The following is a 19,795-nucleotide window of genomic DNA, read 5'->3' on the forward strand; positions in this document are numbered from 1 at the left end:
GCGTTTTCTGCTTACTGGCCACGGCTGTTTGATCGCGGCATTTGATCGAGCACTCTTTTCGCCGGCATGGAAGGATGCGCTATGGGCCAGGTTCTGCATGGGTGCGCCACAACGACAGAGGCGGTCCGTCGAGCGATACAAGATAGTCAAGAGAGCTTGAGGGCTCTGGCGACGCGCTATGGCATCTAACGTTACGTTACTCCTCCTGGTTCATCCAGTTTGAAGTTCGTTCTGGCCCATTGCGAAGACCAGGACATGAAGCGCAGTCGTTTTTCGGAAGAGCAGATCATCGGGATCCTGAAGGAGCACGAGACCGGGATCCCGGTTGCGGAGCTATGCCGCAAGCATGGGGTCAGCGACGCCAGCATCTATAAGTGGAAGAGCCGCTTCGGCGGCATGGAGGTGTCTGAGGCCAAGCGGCTGCGGGCGTTGGAGGACGAGAATGCCAAGCTCAAGCGCATGCTCGCCGACGCGATGCTCGACAATGTCGCCCTGAAGGACCTCTTGGGAAAGAAGTGGTGACGCCCGCGGCCAAGCGGAAAGCCATCGGCCATCTCATGGGGCACCACGGGATGAGCGAACGGCGGGCGTGTAAAGCCACCGGCTTCTGCCGCATGACCATGAGATACGAAGCAAAGCGGGTCGACGATGGAGCCCTGCGCGAGCGCATGAAGGCCCTCGCCCATGAGCGACGGCGCTTCGGCTATCGGCGCCTGCATGTGCTGCTCAAGCGGGAGGGCTTCAGGGTCAACCACAAGCGCCTGTTCCGGCTCTATCGAGAGGAGCGCCTGAAGGTGCGGCGCCGTGGTGGCCGCAAGCGGGCCATCGGGACGCGGGCGCCCATGACGATCCCGATGCGGCCGAACGCGCGCTGGTCGCTCGACTTCGTGTCGGACCAGCTCACCTGCGGCCGCCGCTTCCGCATTCTCACCGTCGTGGATGACTGCACCCGGGAATGCCTCACCCTGGTTGCGGATACATCGCTGTCCGGTGGGCGTGTCGCACGGGAGCTGGATCGTCTTGTAGCCGAGCGCGGCAGGCCAGACATGATCGTCAGCGACAACGGCAGCGAGTTCACCTCCAATGCCATCCTGGCCTGGGCGGATGCGGCAAAGGTCGAGTGGCACTACATCGCCCCGGGCAAGCCCATGCAGAACGGCTTCATCGAGAGCTTCAACGGCCGCCTGCGCGACGAGCTTCTCAACGAGACGCTGTTCTCGGCACTCAGCCAGGCCCGCTCGACCCTGGGCAGGTGGCGCTCCGACTACAATGGATCACGCCCGCACTCCGCCCTCGGCTGGCAGACCCCGTCCGCTTTCGCCGCCACCTTCCACCCGCGACGGGATCAGCCGCTGCGCCAGGCGAAAAGCTCCGCGCCAGATCCCGCCACTCACCCGGCCGACAAGGCCAAACCCAACCGCCAGAACGAACTCACCGCTGGATGGAACTTGGGGGCAACGTCAACTCCCTCATGCAAGGTCGCGCGCTCCCGGAAGTGCGAGCTCCCCCCGTCGCGCGCGCCACAGCCAGGCCCCACCTCGGCATAAACGCACTGCCTTCCGCCAAACAAAAAAGGGCGGCCACGGGGCCGCCCTTTTCGATCTCATGAAGCGATGGCTGAAGCTCAGGCGGCCTCAGCCTCGCTGGCTTCGGCGGCGGCGCGCGCACGGTCGGCGGCGCCCTTGGCCTCCACGTCACGATCAACGAACTCGATCACGGCCACAGCGGTGTTGTCGCCATAGCGGAAGCCCGCCTTGATGATGCGGGTGTAACCACCCGGACGGCCGGCATAGCGGGGGGCCAGAACCTCAAACAGCTTCTTCACCACGGTCAGGTCGCGCAGCTCGGCGATGGCCTGACGACGGGCGTGCAGATCGCCGCGACGGGCCAGGGTCACCAGCTTCTCGACCACGGGACGCAGGTCCTTGGCCTTGGGCAGGGTGGTGACGATCTGCTCATGGGTGATGAGGGCACCGGCGAGGTTGGAGAACATCGCCTTGCGATGCTCCGCGGTGCGGTTGAATTTGCGATAAACCTTGCCGTGACGCATGACGGCGAACTCCTGAAAGCTGACGGCGGCGAGCCGAAGGGTTGCGCGGCTCGAGCCGCTGTTGGGTTCAGATCAGTAGTGTTCCTCGAAGCGCTTGGCCAGCTCTTCGATATTCTCCGGCGGCCAGCCGGGCACTTCCATGCCCAGGTGCAGGCCAAGCGAAGCAAGCACTTCCTTGATCTCATTGAGCGACTTGCGGCCAAAGTTCGGAGTCCGGAGCATTTCCGTCTCGCTCTTCTGGATCAGGTCGCCGATGTAGACGATATTGTCGTTCTTCAGGCAGTTCGCCGAACGGACGGAGAGTTCGAGCTCGTCCACCTTCTTCAGCAGTGCCGGAGAGAACGGCAGCGTCTGGATTGCGGCAGCCTCGCTCTCGCGCTTGGGCTCCTCGAAGTTCACGAAGATCTCAAGCTGGTCCTGCAGGATACGGGCCGAATAGGCGAGCGCGTCCTCAGGGGAGATCGAACCATCGGTCTCGATCTGCAGCGTGAGCTTATCGTAATCGAGGATCTGCCCGGCGCGGGTGTTCTCCACCTTGTAGGAGACCTTCCGAACCGGCGAGTAGAGGCTATCGATCGGAATGAGGCCGATCGGCGCATCCTCGGGACGGTTGCGATCCGCCGGCACATAGCCCTTGCCGGTGTCGACCGTGAACTCGACGCGCAGCTCCGCGCCTTCGTCCAGGGTGCACAGCACCAGTTCCGGGTTCAGCACCTGGATATCGCCGACCGTCTGAATGTCGCCGGCATAGAGCACGCCGGGACCGGTCTTCTTCGCCACCATCCGCTTCGGGCCATCGCCCTGCATCTTGATGGCGATGTCCTTCACGTTGAGGATGATGTCCGTCACATCCTCACGCACGCCCGGAATGGACGAGAACTCGTGCAGCACGCCGTCGATGTGGATCGACGTCACCGCCGCCCCCTGGAGCGACGACAGCAGAATACGGCGCAGCGCATTGCCCAGCGTCATGCCGAAGCCACGCTCCAGCGGCTCCGCCACCACCGTGGCGAGGCGCTGGGGATCGCTGCCCGCAGTCACGTGCAGCTTCTCGGGCTTGATCAGCTCTTGCCAGTTCTTCTGAATCACTTGCATCACCTTGCTTTCTCGCCAGGCCGTCACTGCTGCCGGGGTATCGACCTCATCCGGAGGTGCTGGCCCGTCCCGATCGCGGGGAGGAGAAACCGGGCAAACGATCCGCAGGACGCGTGTCCCACGGGGTCAAGAGCGGATCAGACGCGACGACGCTTACGCGGGCGGCAACCGTTGTGCGGGATCGGCGTCACATCGCGGATGGAGGTGACGAGGAAACCGGCTGCCTGCAGCGCGCGCAGAGCCGACTCACGTCCCGAACCGGGACCCGACACCTCGACCTCAAGGGTGCGCATGCCATGCTCGGCGGCCTTGCGCGCCGCATCCTCAGCCGCAACCTGGGCAGCATACGGAGTGGACTTGCGCGAGCCCTTGAAGCCCATGGCACCGGCCGACGACCACGAGATGGTGTTGCCCTGCGCGTCGGTGATGGTGATCATGGTGTTGTTGAACGAGGCGTTCACGTGAGCCACGCCGGACGCGATGTTCTTGCGCTCGCGACGACGAACGCGGGTAGCTTCCTTGGCCATACTCTTTTCGATCCTTCAAGCGCGCCCGTAATCCCAGGCGCTCGGGATGGCCCCTTGCGGGACCGGGAGGAACCGGAAGGGGCGGCAGCGCCACCCCTTCCTCAAGCCGCCAGGCGGCCGATCACTTCTTCTTGCCGGCGATGGCCTTGGCCGGACCCTTGCGGGTGCGGGCATTGGTGTGGGTCCGCTGACCACGCACGGGCAGGCCGCGACGATGCCGCAGACCGCGATAGCAGCCGAGGTCCATCAGCCGCTTGATGTTCATGGCGACTTCCCGACGCAGGTCGCCTTCCACGATGTAGTCGCGGTCGATGGTTTCGCGGATCTGCAGCACTTCCTGGTCGGTCAGCTGATTCACGCGGCGCTCGGCCGGGATGCCTACCTTTTCCACGATCTCCTGCGCCTTCTTGGCACCGATTCCGTGGATATACTGAAGTCCGATGACCACGCGCTTGTTGGTCGGGATGTTGACGCCTGCAATACGAGCCACTGCTCTCTCCATGTGTCGCGCGGCGAAGCCGTCGGCGCGCATTGGCCATTCGCGTCCGGTGGAGGCCGGCCCTTGCGAATGAAAAAACGCTTAAGGAAGCGACAAAGGCGCCCATCCTCCCCGGGCTCTTCCGACCGGGGCGAACGGCACCTAATTCCGAAGCGAGGGAATGCCCATAGCGGGGATTCCCTGTCTCGTCAACCCAGAGCGCGACGCTTTGCCGCACACTCTCTGCCTAACCCCCTCAACAGAGCGACCGCAAGAGCAAAGAAGGCCACCGCGCCCAGTTGGACGTGGCGGCCTGTCTCAACGCACTCGCGCGCTACGGCTCAGGCCGCCTGCTTCAGCACACCGGCGATCGCCTCCGTGACCGCATCGATGGGCATCATGCCATCAATCTGCTTGAGCTGGCCGCGCGCCTTGTAATACGGCGCCACGACGGCGGTATCACGATTGTAGGCGGCAAGGCGGCTCTTGAAGACGTCCGGGTCGTCATCCTTGCGCACAGCCTCGCCCTTTGCCTGGGCCTCGGCGGCACGATTGAGGATGCGGTTCACCAGCTTCTCCTGGTCGACCACCAGTTCGATGACCGCGTCCAGCTTGATTCCCTTGTCCGCCAGCATCCGGTCGAGCGCCTCAGCCTGCGCCACGGTGCGGGGGAAGCCATCGAGAATGAAGCCGTTCTTCGCGTCTGGCTGGGCCAGGCGATCGGCGATGATGCCGATAACGATCTCGTCGGAAACCAGTCCGCCGGCCTCCATGACCTCTTTCGCCTTCAGCCCGATGGGCGTCTGCGCTGCAACCGCGGCGCGCAGCATGTCACCCGTGGACAGCTGAACGATGCCATGGCGCGACACCAGCCGCTGCGCCTGCGTCCCCTTCCCCGCCCCGGGCGGCCCAAGCAGTACCAGCCTCATCACTTTCTCCTCCCCCCACGCAGCTTCGCCTTCTTGACCAGTCCTTCGTACTGGTGGGCGAGCAGGTGGCCTTGAATTTGGGACACAGTGTCCATCGTGACGCTGACCACAATCAAGAGCGACGTTCCACCGAAATAGAACGGAACAGCCGCGTAGGAAATCAGCAGTTCGGGGAAGAGGCAAACCGCCGCGATGTAGGCCGCACCCACCACCGTGATGCGGGTGAGCACATAGTCAATATACTCCGCCGTCCGCTCACCGGGGCGAATGCCTGGGATGAAGCCGCCATGCTTCTTCAGATTGTCGGCCGTCTCCACCGGATTGAACACGATGGCCGTGTAGAAGAAGCAGAAGAACACGATCAGAGCCACATAAAGCGCCATATAGAGCGGACGACCGTGGCCGAGGAAGGTCGTGATGGTCTGCAGCCACTCCGGCCCACTGCCCTGCGTGAAGCTGGCAATCGTGGTCGGAATCAGCAGCAGCGAGGAGGCGAAGATCGGCGGAATGACGCCGGAGGTGTTGAGCTTGAGCGGCAGATGCGACGACTGCCCCTCATAGATTCGATTCCCCACCTGGCGCTTGGGATACTGAATCAGCAGCCGGCGCTGGGCCCGCTCCATGAAGACGATGAAGGCGATCACCACCACCACCATCAGCAGCACGCCGAGAATTGCCACCGTGGAGATGGCCCCCTCACGCCCGAGCTCCAGCGTGCGCACGAACGCGCCCGGCAGCTCAGCGACGATGCCGCCGAAAATGATGAGGGAGGTGCCGTTGCCGATGCCGCGCGAGGTGATCTGCTCACCCAGCCACATCAGGAACATGGTGCCACCGGTGAGGGTGATCACGGTGCTGATCCGGAAGAACCAGCCGGGATCCGCCACCACGCTGCCGGAGCCCTCAAGGCCGACGGCGATACCGTACGCTTGGAACAGCGCCAGGACGACGGTGAGGTACCGGGTATACTGGTTGAGCTGCTTGCGACCCGCCTCGCCTTCCTTCTTCAGCGCCTCCAGCGTGGGTGACACGCTGGTGAGAAGCTGAATGATGATGGAGGCCGAAATGTACGGCATGATGTTCAGGGCGAAAATGGCCATCCGCTCGACGGCGCCGCCCGAGAACATGTTGAAGAGGCCAATGATCCCGTTCTGCGCGTTCTTGAACACGTCGGCCAGGGCATCAGGATTGATGCCCGGCATCGGGATATAGGTGCCAAGCCGATAAATGATGAGCGCGCCAAGCGTGAACCAGATGCGCTTCTTCAGCTCCTCGGCCTTGCCGAGAGCACCAAAATTGAGGTTCGCCGCGAGTTGTTCCGCCGCCGAGACCATGCCTTGCTCCGCTGGACGCCGCCCGGTTATGGGCAGCCCTGATATATGGGCGGGATCTGCGGTGCCAAGGCGGCGCCGACACATCGCCGCAGAACGCACATACCCGGCGCGAGGCCGGGTTGCCAAGGGGCCATTCGGATCTTGCCGCGGGCACCGTCACGCTCAACGCCAGTTGCGCACCCTCGATACCAGCTGCGAACCCGCCCCGCCACGCGAAACGGCCGGGCGCTGGGCCCGGCCGCAATTCGTCACACCGCTTCGGCGGCAACCGTCGGCGGAGCAAGAAGGATCACCTTCCCGCCCAGGCCCTCCACCGCCGCAACCACCGACTTGGTGGCATAAGCGACTTCGAGGGTCACCGCGGCCTTCAGCTCACCGCCGCCCAGCACCCGCACGCCCGCCTTGGGACGACGCAGCACATTGGCGGCGACCAGCGCCGACACGGTGATCGGCTGGCCAGCCTCGAGCTTGCCAGCATCAAGCGCCTCCTGGATACGGCCCAGGGACACTTCGTTGTAGTCCACGCGGAAGATATTGTGGAAGCCACGCTTCGGCAGGCGCCGATGCAGCGGCATCTGACCGCCTTCGAACCCCTTCACGGCGACGCCGGTGCGGGACTTCTGGCCCTTCACGCCGCGACCGCCAGTCTTGCCCTTGCCGGAGCCGATGCCGCGACCCACGCGGATCCGGCTCTTGCGGGCACCGGGATTGTCCCGGATCTCATCGAGCTTCATGGTTCAGCTCCTCACTCCCCCTCGACCACGCGGACGAGGTGGGCGACCTTCGCGATCATGCCGCGAACGGCCGGCGTATCCTGGAGAGTGGAGCGGCGATGCCGCTTGTTCAGCCCAAGACCCTTGAGGGTCGCTTCCTGGACGAACGGGCGACGGATCGGCGAACCGATCTGCTCCACGGTGATGGTCTTGTCGCTCATGGCGCGCTCCTAATCGTCGGTTCGCGCCGCTCAGTCGGTCGCTTCCGCGTCTTCGACGCGGCGGCGGGACTGAAGCTGCGAGACCTTGAGGCCACGGCGCGCGGCAACCGAGCGCGGGCTGTCCTGGTTCTTCAGCGCGTCGAAGGTGGCGCGGATCATGTTGTAGGGGTTGGAAGACCCGAAGGACTTCGCCACCACGTCATGCATGCCGAGCGTCTCGAAGACGGCGCGCATCGGGCCGCCGGCGATGATGCCGGTACCGGCGGGGGCGGCGCGAAGCACCACCTTGCCGGCGCCGTGGTGGCCATGCACGTCATGGTGCAGCGTCCGGCCTTCCCGCAGCGGCACGCGGATCAGAGCCCGCTTGGCGCTTTCGGTCGCCTTGCGGATCGCCTCCGGCACCTCGCGGGCCTTGCCGTGGCCGAAGCCGACGCGACCCTTCTGATCACCCACCACAACCAGGGCGGCGAAGCCGAAACGACGGCCGCCCTTCACCACCTTGGCGACGCGATTGATGTGGACCAGCTTGTCCACAAACGTGTTGTCGCGATCTTCGCGCTCCTGGCGCTGTTCCCGTTCACGGGCCATTGCTCAACGTCCTCGCGTCAGAACTGAAGGCCGCCCTCGCGGGCCGCTTCAGCGAGCGCCTTGACGCGCCCATGATAGATGTATGCGCCACGGTCGAACACGACCGTAGACACGCCCTTCGCCAGCGCCCGCTCGGCCACCAGCTTGCCAATGGTCTTGGCCGCATCGGTGTCCGCGCCGGTCTTGAGCGAGGAGCGCAGCTCCTTCTCCAGGCTCGACGCGGAAGCGAGGGTTTCCCCCTTCGCGTCGTCGATGACCTGCGCATAGATGTGCTGCGACGTGCGATGCACCGACAGGCGCGGGCGTCCGTTCGCGGCAACACGAATGGCGCGGCGCACCTTGGCCTTGCGGCGCGCCAGCGCCTCCAAATCCTTAGCCATGGTCCGCCTCCGTTACTTCTTCTTGCCTTCCTTACGGAAGATGAATTCGCCCGCGTACTTCACACCCTTGCCCTTATAGGGCTCGGGGCCGCGGAACTCACGGATTTCAGCCGCCACCTGGCCGACCTGCTGCCGGTTGATACCGGAGACGATCACCTCAGTGGGTTTCGGCGTGACGATCTGGATGCCTTCCGGGATCGCGTAGAGCACGTCGTGGCTGTAGCCCAGCGACAGGTTGAGGGTCTTGCCCTGCACGGCGGCCTTGTAGCCGACGCCGGTGATCTCGAGCTTTTTCTCGAAGCCCTTGGTCACACCCTCGACCAGGTTCGCCACCAGCGTGCGGGACATGCCCCACATAGCCTTGTGGCGGTTGGACTCGCCGGTCATGGAAAGCAGGATCTCGGATCCCTCGAGCTTGGCGGCAATTTCTTCCACCAAGGTCAGCTCGAGGGCGCCCTTCGGACCCTTCACCTTCACCGTCTGCCCGCTCAGCGAGGCCGTGACGCCCGCCGGAATGGCGACGGGAAGCTTGCCGATCTTCGACATTCTATCCTCCTTCGCCTCAGAAGACGGTGCAGAGCACTTCGCCACCAACGTTCTTGTCGCGGGCTTCGTGGTCGGCCATCACGCCCTGCGGCGTGGAGACGACGGCGATGCCGAGACCGTTGGCAACTCGGGGCAGGTTCTTCACCGAAGCATAAACGCGCCGGCCGGGCTTCGAGACACGGGCGATCTCGCGGATCACCGGAACGCCATCGAAATACTTGAGCTCGATCTCGAACTCGCTGCGGCCATTGCCCTGGTCCGTGGTGGTGTAACCGCGGATATAGCCCTCATCGCGCAGCACATCGAGCACCGAGGCACGAAGACGCGAGCCGGGGCTCTGGGTCTTGTCCTTGCGGCGCATCTGCGCGTTGCGGATACGGGTGATCAGATCGCCGATGGGATCATTCACAGACATGCGATCCTCCTCACCAGCTCGACTTCACGAGACCAGGAATCATGCCCTGGTTGCCGAGCTCACGCAGTGCCACACGGCTCATCTTGAGCTTCCGATAGAACGCACGGGGACGACCCGTGACCTCGCAACGATTGCGGATCCGGATCTTCGCGCCGTTGCGCGGCATCTGCGCCAGCTTCAAGGACGCCTGGAAGCGCTCCTCGATCGGCAGCGTCTTGTCGTTCACGATCGCCTTCAGACGCGCGCGCTTCGCCGCCTGGCTGGCTGCCAGCTTGCGGCGGCGCTCGTTCGTCTCGACCGCGCTCTTCTTCGCCATCTCTTGCTCCTGTTCTCCGCGTTTGAGGGCGCGTTCTCACCCCCTCACGGCCGGAAAAGCACTCGAAACAGTCACTCGGTCGCCGCACCCCTTACGGAGACGGCGAGGGGCGCACCGAATCGAAGCGCCCCTTCTAATCGATCACTGGCGGAAGGGGAAGTTAAAGGCCTTGAGCAGCGCCCGGGCCTCGTCGTCCGTCTTCGCCGTGGTGCACACGATGATGTCCATGCCCCAGATCTGCTCGACGCGGTCGTAGTTGATCTCGGGGAACACAATGTGCTCCTTGATGCCCATGGCGTAGTTGCCACGGCCATCGAAGCTCTTGGGGTTGAGCCCGCGGAAATCGCGAACACGCGGCAGAGCCATGGTCACGAGCCGGTCGAGGAACTCATACATGCGCACCTTGCGGAGGGTCACCTTGGTGCCCACCGGCTGGTTCTCGCGCAGCTTGAAGTTCGAGATCGCCTTGCGGGCGCGAGTGAGCACCGGCTTCTGGCCGGCGATCAGCGCGAGATCCGCGGCGGCGGTCGTCGCCTTCTTGGTGTCGGCGGTGGCTTCGCCCACGCCCATGTTGATGACGATCTTCTCGATCGTCGGCACTTCCATGGGGTTCTTGTAGCCGAACTGCTCGATCAGCTTCGGCCGCACCACGGTGTCGTAATGGGCGCGGAGCCGCGGGGTATACGCCTCAGCCATCGATTTTCTCCCCGGAGCGCTTGGCCACGCGGACCTTGTTCCCGTCCTCCAGCACCTGGAAACCGACGCGGGTGGGCTTGCCATCCTTAGGATCGGCCACCGCGATGTTCGACAGGTGGATGGGGGCCTCCTTGGAGATGATCCCACCTTCCTGGTTCGCGGTCTGGCGCTGGTGGCGCTTGACGACGTTCACGCCGCGCACCAGCGCGCGCTCGTCCTTCGGCATGACCTGGATAACCTCGCCGGTGCGACCCTTGTCGCGGCCAGCGAGGACGACGACCTTGTCGCCCTTCTTGATCTTCGCGGCCATCACAGCACCTCCGGCGCCAGCGAGATGATCTTCATGTGGTTCTTGGAGCGCAGCTCGCGCGGAACCGGTCCGAAGATACGGGTGCCGACGGGCTCCTTGTTGTTGTTGATCAGCACGGCCGCATTGCGGTCGAAACGGATCACGGAGCCGTCAACGCGACGAATGTCCTTGGCGGTGCGAACCACCACGGCCTTCATCACATCGCCCTTCTTCACGCGGCCCCGCGGAATGGCTTCCTTGACCGACACCACGATGATGTCGCCCACGTGAGCGTACTTCCGCTTCGAGCCGCCAAGCACCTTGATGCACATGACACGACGCGCACCGGAATTGTCCGCCACGTCGAGATTGGTCTGCATCTGGATCATGACGCACCTGTTCTCGTCATCCGGCGCCACCGGATGACCGGCTTTGCCTTAATCCTCACTCCCCGTGCCCGCTCATCGAACACGAGGTCGCCGCGATGCGGTCTCCTCTCGCCGGCCGGTTTCCCGGAACACGACAACGGACCCAGCGTCGGGGCACCTTCCCTCACCCGGATGACTCACCCGGGTGAGAAGCCTTGAAGCTCTCAGACCTCAGCCCGCTTCTCGCCCTGGACCACGATCCAGTTCTTCAGCTTGGAGAGCGGCCGATGCTCCTCGATCCAAACCGTATCGCCCACCTTCCAGGCATTCGCCTCGTCATGGGCATGATACTTCTTGGACCGCCGAACGGTCTTCTTGAGCAGCGGGTGGGTGAAGCGCCGCTCCACCCGGACCACCACGGTCTTGTCGGTCTTGTCGCTCACCACGACGCCCTGGAGCACGCGCTTCGGCATCGCTTCCTCACTTCGCCTTCTGCGCCGGCGCACCGGCACGCTTCTGGTTCTGCACGGTGATGATCCGCGCGATATCGCGACGAATCACCTTGGACCGCGCAGTGTTCTCCAGCTGACCCGTCGCCTTCTGGAAGCGCAGGTTGAACTGTTCCTTCTTCAGCTTCAGCAGCTCATCGGCGAGCTGATCGGGGCTGAGGGCCCGAACGTCCTCGGCTTTCATGAGCCTCTCCTCACTCGGCGATGCGCTGGATGAAGCGCGTCTTGATCGGCAGCTTCGCGGCGGCGAGGGTCAACGCCTCGCGGGCGAGCTCCACACTCACGCCGTCGATCTCGAACATGATGCGACCGGGCTTGATCTTGGCCGCCCAGTACTCCGGCGCGCCCTTGCCCTTACCCATACGCACTTCGGTGGGCTTGGACGAGACGGGCACATCGGGGAACACGCGGATCCACACACGGCCGGCACGCTTCATGTGACGGGTCATGGCACGACGGGCCGCCTCGATCTGGCGGGCCGTCACGCGCTCCGGCTCCATGGCCTTGAGGCCAAACTCGCCGAAGTTCAGGTCCGTACCGCCCTTCGCGACGCCGTGAATGCGTCCCTTGAACTGCTTACGGAACTTGGTGCGCTTGGGTTGCAGCATGGCTTAATCGCCTTCTTTCTCGCCGGCCGTCAGGCGCGCTCGCCGCGGTCACCGCGGTCACGATCGCCCCGCTCGCGCCGCTGGGGACGCGAAGAAGGCCCGGCTTCCTGCTCGGCCTGGCGCTTATCCTGCGCCATCGGATCGTGCTCGAGGATCTCGCCCTTGAAGATCCACACCTTGACACCGCAGGTGCCGTAGGTGGTGAAGGCGGTCGCCGTGCCATAATCCACGTCAGCGCGCAAGGTGTGCAGCGGCACGCGACCTTCGCGATACCACTCCAGGCGCGCGATCTCAGCCCCGCCCAGACGGCCGGAACAGTTGATACGAATGCCTTCCGCGCCCAGACGCATCGCCGACTGCACGGCGCGCTTCATGGCGCGGCGGAATGCCACACGGCGCTCCAGCTGCTGGGCGATGGAGTCGGCCACCAGCTTCGCGTCGATCTCAGGCTTCCGAATCTCGACGATGTTGATGAAGACTTCCGAGGTGGTCATCTCGGAAACCTTGCGGCGCAGCTTTTCGATGTCCGCGCCCTTCTTACCGATCACCACACCCGGGCGGGCCGAGTAGATGGTGACACGGCACTTCTTGTGCGGACGCTCGATCACGACCTTGGCCACGGCCGCCTGCTTGAGCTGCTTCAGCAGCATCTCGCGGATCTTGATGTCTTCGTGCAGCAGCTTGCCGTACTCGCCCTTGTTGGCGAACCAGCGGCTGTCCCACGTGCGGTTGATGCCGAGCCGGAGCCCGACCGGATTGACCTTCTGACCCATCAGGCCCGCTCCTCGACTTCCCGCACCACGATGGTGATGTGGGAGAAGGGCTTCTCGATCCGCGAGGCGCGACCGCGCGCCCGCGGCGAGAACCGCTTCATCACCAGACCCTTACCCACATGCGCCTCGGCGACGATCAGATCGTCCACGTCGAGCTCGTGGTTGTTCTCGGCGTTGGCGATCGCGCTCTCGAGGCACTTCTTCACATCACGGGCGATCCGCTTGTGAGAGAACTCGAGATCGGCGAGCGCCGTCGCCACCTTCTTGCCGCGGATCAGGCCCGCGACCAGATTCAGCTTCTGAGGCGACACACGCAGATTACGCGCAACCGCCTTGGCTTCGTTGTCCGCGAGCGCGCGGGGCTTTGCCTGCTTACCCATGACCGATCACCGCCGCTTCGACTTCTTGTCGGCCGCGTGTCCGTAGTAGGTCCGCGTAGGGGCGAACTCACCGAACTTGTGACCGATCATGTCTTCGGTGACCGACACGGGCACATGCTTCTGCCCGTTATAGACGCCGAAGGTGAGCCCCACGAACTGGGGCAGGATGGTGGAGCGACGGCTCCAGATCTTGAGCACGTCCCTGCGACCCGAACCCTGAGCGGCTTCCGCCTTCTTCAGGAGGTAGCCGTCGACGAACGGGCCCTTCCAAACCGACCGTGTCATCTGTCAGGCCCTCACTTCTTCCGCTTGTGGCGGCTGGACACGATGAACTTGTCCGTCGCCTTGTTGCTGCGGGTCTTCTTGCCCTTGGTGGGAATGCCCCAGGGCGTGACCGGATGCCGGCCACCCGAGGTGCGGCCTTCGCCGCCGCCGTGCGGATGGTCAACCGGGTTCATGACGACGCCGCGGTTATGCGGGCGCTGGCCAAGCCACCGGTTCCGCCCGGCCTTGCCGAGCGAGATGTTCATATGGTCCGGGTTGGACACCGCCCCGACCGTCGCATAGCAGGCGCCATGCACCAGGCGCTGCTCGCCCGAGTTCAGACGAAGGATGACATAACCCTCGTCGCGACCCACGATCTGCGCGTAGCTGCCGGCAGAGCGGGCGATCTGGCCGCCCTTACCCTGCTTCAGCTCCACGTTGTGCACGATGGTGCCCACCGGCAGCGAAGACAGCGGACCGGCATTGCCGGGCTTCACGTCCACCTGCGAACCAGCGATCACCTGATCGCCAACCGCCAGACGCTGCGGCGCCAGGATGTAGGCAAGCTCACCGTCCTCATACTTGATGAGGGCGATGAAGGCGGTGCGGTTGGGATCGTACTCGATCCGCTCCACGCTCGCGGCAACATCACGCTTGGTGCGCTTGAAGTCCACCAGACGGTAGGTCTGCTTATGGCCGCCGCCGCGGAAGCGGACGGTGATGCGGCCATTGTTGTTACGGCCGCCCGAAGAGCTCTTGCCCTCGGTCAGCGTCTTCACCGGCTTGCCCTTGTAGAGGCCGGAGCGGTCCACGATCACGAGCTGGCGAAGGCTCGGCGTGACCGGCTTGAAATGCTTCAGCGCCATGGTCTTATCCCGTTCCCCTCGGCTCTCAGAGGCCCGTGGTGATGTCGATCTTCTGGCCCTCTTCGAGGGTCACGACAGCCTTCTTGACGTCGCTCTGGACGCCCTTGCGGCCGCGGAAGATCTTCACCTTGCCCTTACGGACCAGCGTGTTGACGCTCTTGACCTTCACGTCGAAGAGCTTCTCCACCGCTTCCTTGATCGCCGGCTTGGTGGCGGTCTTGGCCACGTTGAAGACGACCTTGCTCTGCTCGCTCGCGGTGGTAGCCTTTTCAGTGATCACCGGCGAGACGATGACGTCGTAATGACGCGGCTCGATGTTGCGCGTGCTCATTTGAAGCGCGCCTCCAGCGCGTCCACGGCGGCCTTGGTCAGAACCAGCTTGTCGCGGCGCAGGATGTCATAGACGTTGATGCCCTGCACGGGCAGCACGTCCACATAAGGCAGGTTGCGGGCGGCAAGCGCCACGTTCTGCTCCACCTCAGTGCCATCGACGATGAGCACCGACGCCCAGCCCAGCTGCGCGAAACGGTCCTTCAAAGCCTTGGTCTTCGGATCGGTGAGCGACACTTTGTCGAGCACCACGATCTGCTCCGCCTTCAGCTTGGACGACAGAGCATGCTTGAGCGCCAGCGCGCGCACCTTCTTCGGCAGATCGAACGCATGGGAGCGCACGACCGGACCGAAGGCGCGACCGCCGCCACGGAACTGAGGCGCAGACGCCGCGCCATGGCGGGCATTACCGGTGCCCTTCTGCTTGTACATTTTCTTGGACGTCCGGTTGATCTCCGAACGTCCCTTGGTGCGGTGCGTGCCGGCCTGACGGCGGGCCAGCTGCCAGGTCACCATGCGGTGCAGGATGTCCGCGCGGGGCTCGAGACCGAAGATCTCGTCCGCCAGAGTCACCGAGCCCGCGTCAGCGCCGTCGAGCGTCTTGACGGTGAATTCCATCACGCGCCCTCCCCATTGGTGGCTTCGACCGCCGGCGCCTCAGCGGCAGCCTCGGAACCGAGCTTGAACGCACCCGGCTTCGGGGCATCAGCCGGCAACTTCTTCTTCACCGCATCACGCACGGTGATCCAGCCACCGGCGTGCCCGGGCACGGCACCCTCGACCGCGATCAGGCCACGCTCCACGTCGGTCATCACGACCTTCAGGTTCTGCGTGGTGACGGTCACGTCGCCCATATGGCCCGGCATCTTCTTGTTCTTGAAGGTCTTACCAGGGTCCTGACGACCACCGGTCGAACCGATCGAACGATGCGAGATGGACACGCCGTGAGAGGCGCGCAGGCCGCCGAAGTTGTGACGCTTCATACCGCCGGCAAAACCCTTACCAACGGTGGTGCCGGTCACGTCCACATACTGGCCCACCACGAAGTGGTCGACGGTGATCTCGGCACCCACCGGGATCAGAGCCTCTTCCGGGACCCGGAACTCGGCCATCTTCCGCTTGGGCTCAACCTGAGCCACCGCGAAATGGCCGCGCTCGGCGCGGGTCACGTTCTTCGGCTTGCGACGGCCAGCACCAAGCTGGACCGCAACGTAGCCATTCTTATCGAGCGTACGGTGGGCAACCACCTGGCAGCTCTCGACTTTCAGCACAGTGACCGGCACGTGCTCACCAGCATCGGTAAAGATGCGGGTCATGCCGACCTTCTGGGCGATGACGCCTGACCGCATGGTCGTGTCTCCTCGCCTCTCGTTCAGAGCTTGATTTCGACGTCAACGCCGGCGGCGAGGTCGAGCTTCATCAGCGCGTCCACCGTCTGGGGCGTCGGATCGACGATATCGAGCAACCGCTTGTGAGTACGCATCTCGAACTGCTCGCGCGACTTCTTGTCGATGTGCGGAGAGCGATTCACGGTGAACTTCTCGATCCGCGTGGGCAGCGGGATCGGGCCGCGCACCTGCGCACCCGTGCGCTTGGCCGTGGCGACGATCTCACGCGTCGACGCATCGAGGATGCGGTGATCGAACGCCTTCAGGCGAATTCGAATGTTCTGGCCGTTCATGGCTCAAAGGCTCCGGGAATGAAGGGCACGCGCACCGCGCTGACCGCGCCGGGCGGCGTGCCCCCGTTTCTTTTCGTTACGGATCACTCGATGATGGACGCGACCACGCCGGCGCCGACGGTACGACCGCCTTCACGGATGGCGAAGCGCAGCTTCTCTTCCATGGCGATCGGCACGATCAGCGCCACGTCCATGGACACGTTATCGCCGGGCATCACCATCTCGGTGCCTTCCGGCAGGGTGCACACGCCGGTCACGTCCGTGGTGCGGAAGTAGAACTGCGGGCGGTAGTTGGTGAAGAACGGCGTGTGACGCCCGCCCTCTTCCTTGGTCAGGATGTAGGCTTCGGCCTTGAACTTGGTGTGGGGCTTCACCGAGCCGGGCTTGCACACCACCTGGCCACGCTCCACGTCCTCGCGCTTGGTACCACGCAGCAGGATGCCGACGTTGTCACCGGCCTGCCCCTGGTCGAGCAGCTTGCGGAACATCTCGACGCCGGTCACCGTGGTCTTCACGGTGGGACGGATGCCGACGATTTCCACTTCCTCGCCGACCTTGATGATGCCGCGCTCCACGCGACCAGTCACCACGGTGCCACGGCCCGAGATCGAGAACACGTCCTCGATGGGCATCAGGAACGGCAGGTCCACCGGGCGCTCCGGCTGCGGGATGTAGGCGTCGACCGCCTCCATCAGCTTGAGCACTGCATCGCGGCCGAGGGCCGGATCACCGTTCTCAAGCGCCACCAGCGCGGAACCACGAATGATCGGGATATCATCGCCGGGGAAGTCGTACTTGGAGAGGAGCTCGCGCACCTCCATCTCGACCAGCTCCAGCAGCTCCGGATCGTCGACCATGTCGCACTTGTTCAGGAACACCACCAGGGCCGGCACGCCGACCTGACGGGCGAGCAGGATGTGCTCGCGGGTCTGCGGCATGGGGCCGTCGGCGGCGGACACCACCAGGATCGCGCCGTCCATCTGCGCCGCGCCGGTGATCATGTTCTTCACATAGTCGGCGTGCCCGGGGCAGTCGACGTGCGCGTAGTGGCGGTTCTGGGTCTCATACTCCACGTGGGCGGTGGAGATGGTGATGCCGCGGGCCTTCTCTTCCGGCGCCTTGTCGATCTGGTCGTAGGCGGTGAAGGTGGCGCCGCCGGTCTCGGCCAGAACCTTGGTGATCGCAGCGGTCAGCGAGGTCTTGCCATGGTCGACGTGACCAATGGTGCCGATGTTGCAGTGCGGCTTCGACCGATTAAACTTTTCTTTGGCCATGGGACGCTCCGTCGGGTCTCTCTGGCGTGATCTCTAGGGTGAATGGGGCTCAGGCCCACGCTGACGCGTAAAGCGTCAGGCGTACTTGGCCTGAACCTCCTGAGCGACGTTCGACGGCACCTGTTCGTAGTGGTCGAACTGCATGGTGAAGGTGGCACGGCCCTGGCTGAACGACCGCAGGGTGTTCACGTAGCCGAACATGTTCGCCAGCGGCACCATCGCGTTGATCACGTTGGCGTTGCCGCGCATGTCCTGGCCCTGGATCTGACCCCGGCGAGAGTTCAGGTCGCCGATCACCGAGCCGGTGTAGTCCTCGGGAGTGACCACCTCGACCTTCATGATCGGCTCCAGCAGCACCGAGCCGCCCTTCTGCAGGGCTTCGCGGAAACCGGCGCGGGACGCGATCTCGAACGCCAGAGCGGACGAGTCCACTTCGTGGAAGGCGCCGTCGATGAGCTGCACCTTCACATCCACCACCGGGAAGCCCGCCAGCACACCGGCGCCGAGCACGCTCTCGAGGCCCTTCTGGACACCCGGGATGTACTCCTTCGGCACCGCGCCGCCGACGATCACGCTCTCGAACTCGAAGCCCTTGCCGGCCTCGTTCGGCTCCACCACGAACTTCACCCGCGCGAACTGGCCGGTACCACCGGTCTGCTTCTTGTGGGTGTAGTCCACCTCGGTCTTCTTCGTGAGGGTCTCACGATAGGCAACCTGCGGGGCGCCGATGTTGGCGTCGACCTTGTAGGTCCGCTTCAGGATGTCGACCTTGATGTCGAGATGAAGCTCGCCCATCCCCTTGAGGATGGTCTGGCCGCTCTCGTGATCGGTCGCCACGCGGAAGGACGGATCCTCGGCAGCCAGCTTCGACAGGGCAATGCCCAGCTTCTCCTGGTCGGCCTTGGACTTCGGCTCGATGGCGATCTCGATGACGGGTTCGGGGAACTCCATCTTCTCGAGGATCACCGGCTTCTCGGTCGAGCACAGCGTGTCACCGGTGCGGACTTCCTTGAGGCCGGCGAGGGCGACGATGTCACCCGCATAGGCTTCCTTGATGTCCTCACGGTTATTGGCATGCATGAGCAGCATCCGACCCACGCGCTCGCGCTTGTCGCGGGTCGAGTTCAAAAGGCTCATGCCGGTTTCCATCACGCCCGAATAGACGCGGCAGAAGGTGATGGTGCCCACGAAGGGGTCATCCATGATCTTGAACGCCAGCACCGACAGGGGCTCGGAGTCCGACGGCTTGCGGTCGGTCTCTTCCTCGGTCTTGAAGTCGATGCCCTTGATGGCGCCGCGATCCACCGGAGACGGCAGGAAGTCCACAACGGCGTCGAGCAGGGGCTGAACACCCTTGTTCTTGAAGGCCGAGCCGCAGAACACGGGGTTGAACTTCCGACCGATGACCGCGAGACGGATCAGGCGCTTCAGGGTCGCTTCGTCCGGCTCGGTGCCGTCGAGATAAGCGGCCATGGCATCGTCGTCGAGCTCGACGGCGGCCTCAACCAGCTTATTGCGATACTCGGCAGCCTTGTCGGCGAGCTCGGCCGGGATCTCTTCGTCGTGGAACTTGGCGCCAAGCGCCTCGTCTTCCCACACCACGGCCTTCATGCGAACGAGGTCGATGATGCCCTTGAAGTTGCTCTCGGAACCGATCGGCAGCTGGCAGCACACCGGGTTGCCGGCGACGCGATCCACGATCATCTCGACGCAGCGGTAGAAGTCAGCGCCGATCTTGTCCATCTTGTTGACGAACACGATGCGCGGCACGTTGTACTTGTCCGCCTGGCGCCACACCGTCTCGGTCTGCGGCTCCACACCCTGGTTGCCGTCGAGCACGCACACGGCGCCGTCCAGCACACGCAGGGAGCGCTCCACCTCGATGGTGAAGTCCACGTGCCCGGGGGTGTCGATGATGTTCAGGCGCTTGCCCTGCCAGAAAGCGGTCGTCGCGGCAGACGTGATGGTGATGCCGCGCTCCTGCTCCTGAGTCATCCAGTCCATGGTGGCAGCGCCATCATGGACTTCGCCGATCTTGTGGCTCTTGCCGGTGTAGTAGAGGATCCGCTCAGTGGTCGTGGTCTTGCCGGCATCAATGTGAGCCATGATGCCGAAGTTACGGTAGTCCTCGATCGCGTGAGTACGGGGCATGGAAGTCGTCCTCT

The 19,795-nt window shown here is 64.1% G+C and carries 29 protein-coding genes and 2 pseudogenes; 2 read left to right on the top strand and 29 right to left on the bottom strand.

The features are described from left to right. Nucleotides 1-81: 81 nt before the first annotated feature. Nucleotides 82-186, top strand: a pseudogene (locus tag ACU4E7_RS19730) (IS481 family transposase); the annotation flags it as partial. A gap of 69 nt (nt 187-255) precedes the next feature. Continuing rightward, nucleotides 256-1,442, top strand: a pseudogene (locus ACU4E7_RS19735) (IS3 family transposase); the annotation flags it as partial. A 182-nt stretch (nt 1,443-1,624) separates the two neighbouring features. Here the strand turns inward: ACU4E7_RS19735 and rplQ are convergent. The 29 genes from rplQ to fusA form a co-directional block, all read right to left on the bottom strand. Then, complete coding sequence (rplQ, locus tag ACU4E7_RS19740; protein WP_447019896.1) at nt 1,625-2,050, bottom strand: 50S ribosomal protein L17; 426 nt, start codon at nt 2,048-2,050, stop codon at nt 1,625-1,627. A 72-nt stretch (nt 2,051-2,122) separates the two neighbouring features. Then, nucleotides 2,123-3,145, bottom strand: a complete 1,023-nt coding sequence (locus ACU4E7_RS19745) for a DNA-directed RNA polymerase subunit alpha (protein WP_238121435.1) — start codon at nt 3,143-3,145, stop codon at nt 2,123-2,125. A 137-nt stretch (nt 3,146-3,282) separates the two neighbouring features. Then, the gene (gene rpsK / locus ACU4E7_RS19750; RefSeq protein WP_234050032.1) at nt 3,283-3,672 is read right to left on the bottom strand and encodes a 30S ribosomal protein S11; all 390 of its coding nucleotides are present in this window, start codon (nt 3,670-3,672) and stop codon (nt 3,283-3,285) included. Between the two features lie 121 nt (nt 3,673-3,793). Next, complete coding sequence (gene rpsM / locus ACU4E7_RS19755; protein WP_447021672.1) at nt 3,794-4,162, bottom strand: 30S ribosomal protein S13; 369 nt, start codon at nt 4,160-4,162, stop codon at nt 3,794-3,796. A gap of 329 nt (nt 4,163-4,491) precedes the next feature. Continuing rightward, a complete protein-coding gene (locus tag ACU4E7_RS19760; RefSeq protein ID WP_447019897.1) occupies nt 4,492-5,079 on the bottom strand; it encodes an adenylate kinase in 588 nt (195 codons plus the stop codon). Further along, a complete protein-coding gene (gene secY, locus ACU4E7_RS19765; RefSeq protein ID WP_447019898.1) occupies nt 5,079-6,413 on the bottom strand; it encodes a preprotein translocase subunit SecY in 1,335 nt (444 codons plus the stop codon). The genes ACU4E7_RS19760 and secY overlap by 1 nt, the downstream gene beginning before the upstream one ends. Nucleotides 6,414-6,661: 248 nt before the next feature. Next, entirely contained in the window at nt 6,662-7,147 is a 486-nt protein-coding gene (rplO, locus tag ACU4E7_RS19770; RefSeq protein ID WP_238121352.1) for a 50S ribosomal protein L15, read from the bottom strand. Nucleotides 7,148-7,158: 11 nt separating this feature from the next. Further along, complete coding sequence (rpmD, locus tag ACU4E7_RS19775) at nt 7,159-7,347, bottom strand: 50S ribosomal protein L30 (RefSeq protein ID WP_238121351.1); 189 nt, start codon at nt 7,345-7,347, stop codon at nt 7,159-7,161. Nucleotides 7,348-7,377: 30 nt separating this feature from the next. Further along, complete coding sequence (gene rpsE, locus ACU4E7_RS19780) at nt 7,378-7,935, bottom strand: 30S ribosomal protein S5 (RefSeq protein ID WP_238121350.1); 558 nt, start codon at nt 7,933-7,935, stop codon at nt 7,378-7,380. A 17-nt stretch (nt 7,936-7,952) separates the two neighbouring features. Then, the gene (gene rplR / locus ACU4E7_RS19785) at nt 7,953-8,315 is read right to left on the bottom strand and encodes a 50S ribosomal protein L18 (protein ID WP_238121349.1); all 363 of its coding nucleotides are present in this window, start codon (nt 8,313-8,315) and stop codon (nt 7,953-7,955) included. A gap of 12 nt (nt 8,316-8,327) precedes the next feature. Beyond that, on the bottom strand, nt 8,328-8,861 hold the full coding sequence (gene rplF, locus ACU4E7_RS19790) for a 50S ribosomal protein L6 (RefSeq protein WP_238121348.1): 534 nt from the start codon (nt 8,859-8,861) through the stop codon (nt 8,328-8,330). Between the two features lie 16 nt (nt 8,862-8,877). After that, nucleotides 8,878-9,276 (bottom strand): 30S ribosomal protein S8, encoded by a 399-nt coding sequence (gene rpsH / locus ACU4E7_RS19795; protein ID WP_238121347.1) that lies wholly within the window; start codon nt 9,274-9,276, stop codon nt 8,878-8,880. A 10-nt stretch (nt 9,277-9,286) separates the two neighbouring features. Further along, nucleotides 9,287-9,592, bottom strand: a complete 306-nt coding sequence (rpsN, locus tag ACU4E7_RS19800) for a 30S ribosomal protein S14 (protein WP_238121346.1) — start codon at nt 9,590-9,592, stop codon at nt 9,287-9,289. A gap of 141 nt (nt 9,593-9,733) precedes the next feature. After that, nucleotides 9,734-10,288: a 50S ribosomal protein L5 gene (rplE, locus tag ACU4E7_RS19805; protein WP_238121345.1), complete on the bottom strand. Its 555-nt coding sequence runs from the start codon at nt 10,286-10,288 to the stop codon at nt 9,734-9,736. Next, nucleotides 10,281-10,598: a 50S ribosomal protein L24 gene (gene rplX, locus ACU4E7_RS19810; RefSeq protein ID WP_238121344.1), complete on the bottom strand. Its 318-nt coding sequence runs from the start codon at nt 10,596-10,598 to the stop codon at nt 10,281-10,283. Before rplX ends, rplE begins: the two co-directional genes overlap by 8 nt. After that, nucleotides 10,598-10,966, bottom strand: coding sequence for a 50S ribosomal protein L14 (gene rplN / locus ACU4E7_RS19815; protein WP_138398138.1), 369 nt, complete (start codon nt 10,964-10,966; stop codon nt 10,598-10,600). Before rplN ends, rplX begins: the two co-directional genes overlap by 1 nt. Before the next feature lie 203 nt (nt 10,967-11,169). Continuing rightward, nucleotides 11,170-11,418 (bottom strand): 30S ribosomal protein S17, encoded by a 249-nt coding sequence (rpsQ, locus tag ACU4E7_RS19820; protein ID WP_238121343.1) that lies wholly within the window; start codon nt 11,416-11,418, stop codon nt 11,170-11,172. A 7-nt stretch (nt 11,419-11,425) separates the two neighbouring features. After that, nucleotides 11,426-11,638 (bottom strand): 50S ribosomal protein L29, encoded by a 213-nt coding sequence (gene rpmC, locus ACU4E7_RS19825; RefSeq protein ID WP_238121342.1) that lies wholly within the window; start codon nt 11,636-11,638, stop codon nt 11,426-11,428. Between the two features lie 10 nt (nt 11,639-11,648). Next, nucleotides 11,649-12,062 (bottom strand): 50S ribosomal protein L16, encoded by a 414-nt coding sequence (gene rplP, locus ACU4E7_RS19830; RefSeq protein WP_238121341.1) that lies wholly within the window; start codon nt 12,060-12,062, stop codon nt 11,649-11,651. A gap of 29 nt (nt 12,063-12,091) precedes the next feature. Beyond that, nucleotides 12,092-12,835 carry a 30S ribosomal protein S3 gene (rpsC, locus tag ACU4E7_RS19835; protein ID WP_238121340.1) on the bottom strand — a complete coding sequence of 248 codons (744 nt, stop codon included), beginning with the start codon at nt 12,833-12,835 and terminating at the stop codon, nt 12,092-12,094. Beyond that, complete coding sequence (gene rplV / locus ACU4E7_RS19840; protein ID WP_238121339.1) at nt 12,835-13,215, bottom strand: 50S ribosomal protein L22; 381 nt, start codon at nt 13,213-13,215, stop codon at nt 12,835-12,837. The genes rpsC and rplV overlap by 1 nt, the downstream gene beginning before the upstream one ends. 6 nt (nt 13,216-13,221) lie before the next feature. Then, a complete protein-coding gene (gene rpsS, locus ACU4E7_RS19845; protein WP_238121338.1) occupies nt 13,222-13,500 on the bottom strand; it encodes a 30S ribosomal protein S19 in 279 nt (92 codons plus the stop codon). Nucleotides 13,501-13,511: 11 nt separating this feature from the next. Further along, nucleotides 13,512-14,345 (bottom strand): 50S ribosomal protein L2, encoded by an 834-nt coding sequence (gene rplB / locus ACU4E7_RS19850; protein WP_238121337.1) that lies wholly within the window; start codon nt 14,343-14,345, stop codon nt 13,512-13,514. 25 nt (nt 14,346-14,370) lie between these two features. Beyond that, nucleotides 14,371-14,676 carry a 50S ribosomal protein L23 gene (locus ACU4E7_RS19855; protein WP_238121336.1) on the bottom strand — a complete coding sequence of 102 codons (306 nt, stop codon included), beginning with the start codon at nt 14,674-14,676 and terminating at the stop codon, nt 14,371-14,373. Further along, nucleotides 14,673-15,293: a 50S ribosomal protein L4 gene (rplD, locus tag ACU4E7_RS19860; RefSeq protein WP_238121335.1), complete on the bottom strand. Its 621-nt coding sequence runs from the start codon at nt 15,291-15,293 to the stop codon at nt 14,673-14,675. Before rplD ends, ACU4E7_RS19855 begins: the two co-directional genes overlap by 4 nt. Continuing rightward, nucleotides 15,293-16,024 (bottom strand): 50S ribosomal protein L3, encoded by a 732-nt coding sequence (rplC, locus tag ACU4E7_RS19865; protein ID WP_238121334.1) that lies wholly within the window; start codon nt 16,022-16,024, stop codon nt 15,293-15,295. The genes rplD and rplC overlap by 1 nt, the downstream gene beginning before the upstream one ends. A gap of 23 nt (nt 16,025-16,047) precedes the next feature. After that, a complete protein-coding gene (gene rpsJ / locus ACU4E7_RS19870; protein ID WP_012113701.1) occupies nt 16,048-16,356 on the bottom strand; it encodes a 30S ribosomal protein S10 in 309 nt (102 codons plus the stop codon). 83 nt (nt 16,357-16,439) lie between these two features. After that, complete coding sequence (gene tuf / locus ACU4E7_RS19875; RefSeq protein WP_238121333.1) at nt 16,440-17,630, bottom strand: elongation factor Tu; 1,191 nt, start codon at nt 17,628-17,630, stop codon at nt 16,440-16,442. A 75-nt stretch (nt 17,631-17,705) separates the two neighbouring features. Continuing rightward, the gene (gene fusA, locus ACU4E7_RS19880) at nt 17,706-19,781 is read right to left on the bottom strand and encodes an elongation factor G (RefSeq protein ID WP_447019899.1); all 2,076 of its coding nucleotides are present in this window, start codon (nt 19,779-19,781) and stop codon (nt 17,706-17,708) included. Nucleotides 19,782-19,795 lie beyond the last annotated feature (14 nt).

Source organism: Xanthobacter sp. ZOL 2024 (assembly GCF_052932325.1).

Excerpts from the sequence above, each read along its gene's own strand:
- rplQ (WP_447019896.1), bottom strand. The coding sequence starts at position 2,050 with ATGCGTCACGGCAAGGTTTATCGCAAATTCAACCGCACCGCGGAGCAT.
- ACU4E7_RS19745 (WP_238121435.1), bottom strand. The coding sequence starts at position 3,145 with ATGCAAGTGATTCAGAAGAACTGGCAAGAGCTGATCAAGCCCGAGAAG.
- rpsK (WP_234050032.1), bottom strand. The coding sequence starts at position 3,672 with ATGGCCAAGGAAGCTACCCGCGTTCGTCGTCGCGAGCGCAAGAACATC.
- ACU4E7_RS19760 (WP_447019897.1), bottom strand. The coding sequence starts at position 5,079 with ATGAGGCTGGTACTGCTTGGGCCGCCCGGGGCGGGGAAGGGGACGCAG.
- secY (WP_447019898.1), bottom strand. The coding sequence starts at position 6,413 with ATGGTCTCGGCGGCGGAACAACTCGCGGCGAACCTCAATTTTGGTGCT.
- rplO (WP_238121352.1), bottom strand. The coding sequence starts at position 7,147 with ATGAAGCTCGATGAGATCCGGGACAATCCCGGTGCCCGCAAGAGCCGG.
- rpmD (WP_238121351.1), bottom strand. The coding sequence starts at position 7,347 with ATGAGCGACAAGACCATCACCGTGGAGCAGATCGGTTCGCCGATCCGT.
- rpsE (WP_238121350.1), bottom strand. The coding sequence starts at position 7,935 with ATGGCCCGTGAACGGGAACAGCGCCAGGAGCGCGAAGATCGCGACAAC.
- rplR (WP_238121349.1), bottom strand. The coding sequence starts at position 8,315 with ATGGCTAAGGATTTGGAGGCGCTGGCGCGCCGCAAGGCCAAGGTGCGC.
- rplF (WP_238121348.1), bottom strand. The coding sequence starts at position 8,861 with ATGTCGAAGATCGGCAAGCTTCCCGTCGCCATTCCGGCGGGCGTCACG.
- rpsH (WP_238121347.1), bottom strand. The coding sequence starts at position 9,276 with ATGTCTGTGAATGATCCCATCGGCGATCTGATCACCCGTATCCGCAAC.
- rpsN (WP_238121346.1), bottom strand. The coding sequence starts at position 9,592 with ATGGCGAAGAAGAGCGCGGTCGAGACGAACGAGCGCCGCCGCAAGCTG.
- rplE (WP_238121345.1), bottom strand. The coding sequence starts at position 10,288 with ATGGCTGAGGCGTATACCCCGCGGCTCCGCGCCCATTACGACACCGTG.
- rplX (WP_238121344.1), bottom strand. The coding sequence starts at position 10,598 with ATGGCCGCGAAGATCAAGAAGGGCGACAAGGTCGTCGTCCTCGCTGGC.
- rplN (WP_138398138.1), bottom strand. The coding sequence starts at position 10,966 with ATGATCCAGATGCAGACCAATCTCGACGTGGCGGACAATTCCGGTGCG.
- rpsQ (WP_238121343.1), bottom strand. The coding sequence starts at position 11,418 with ATGCCGAAGCGCGTGCTCCAGGGCGTCGTGGTGAGCGACAAGACCGAC.
- rpmC (WP_238121342.1), bottom strand. The coding sequence starts at position 11,638 with ATGAAAGCCGAGGACGTTCGGGCCCTCAGCCCCGATCAGCTCGCCGAT.
- rplP (WP_238121341.1), bottom strand. The coding sequence starts at position 12,062 with ATGCTGCAACCCAAGCGCACCAAGTTCCGTAAGCAGTTCAAGGGACGC.
- rpsC (WP_238121340.1), bottom strand. The coding sequence starts at position 12,835 with ATGGGTCAGAAGGTCAATCCGGTCGGGCTCCGGCTCGGCATCAACCGC.
- rplV (WP_238121339.1), bottom strand. The coding sequence starts at position 13,215 with ATGGGTAAGCAGGCAAAGCCCCGCGCGCTCGCGGACAACGAAGCCAAG.
- rpsS (WP_238121338.1), bottom strand. The coding sequence starts at position 13,500 with ATGACACGGTCGGTTTGGAAGGGCCCGTTCGTCGACGGCTACCTCCTG.
- rplB (WP_238121337.1), bottom strand. The coding sequence starts at position 14,345 with ATGGCGCTGAAGCATTTCAAGCCGGTCACGCCGAGCCTTCGCCAGCTC.
- ACU4E7_RS19855 (WP_238121336.1), bottom strand. The coding sequence starts at position 14,676 with ATGAGCACGCGCAACATCGAGCCGCGTCATTACGACGTCATCGTCTCG.
- rplD (WP_238121335.1), bottom strand. The coding sequence starts at position 15,293 with ATGGAATTCACCGTCAAGACGCTCGACGGCGCTGACGCGGGCTCGGTG.
- rplC (WP_238121334.1), bottom strand. The coding sequence starts at position 16,024 with ATGCGGTCAGGCGTCATCGCCCAGAAGGTCGGCATGACCCGCATCTTT.
- rpsJ (WP_012113701.1), bottom strand. The coding sequence starts at position 16,356 with ATGAACGGCCAGAACATTCGAATTCGCCTGAAGGCGTTCGATCACCGC.
- tuf (WP_238121333.1), bottom strand. The coding sequence starts at position 17,630 with ATGGCCAAAGAAAAGTTTAATCGGTCGAAGCCGCACTGCAACATCGGC.
- fusA (WP_447019899.1), bottom strand. The coding sequence starts at position 19,781 with ATGCCCCGTACTCACGCGATCGAGGACTACCGTAACTTCGGCATCATG.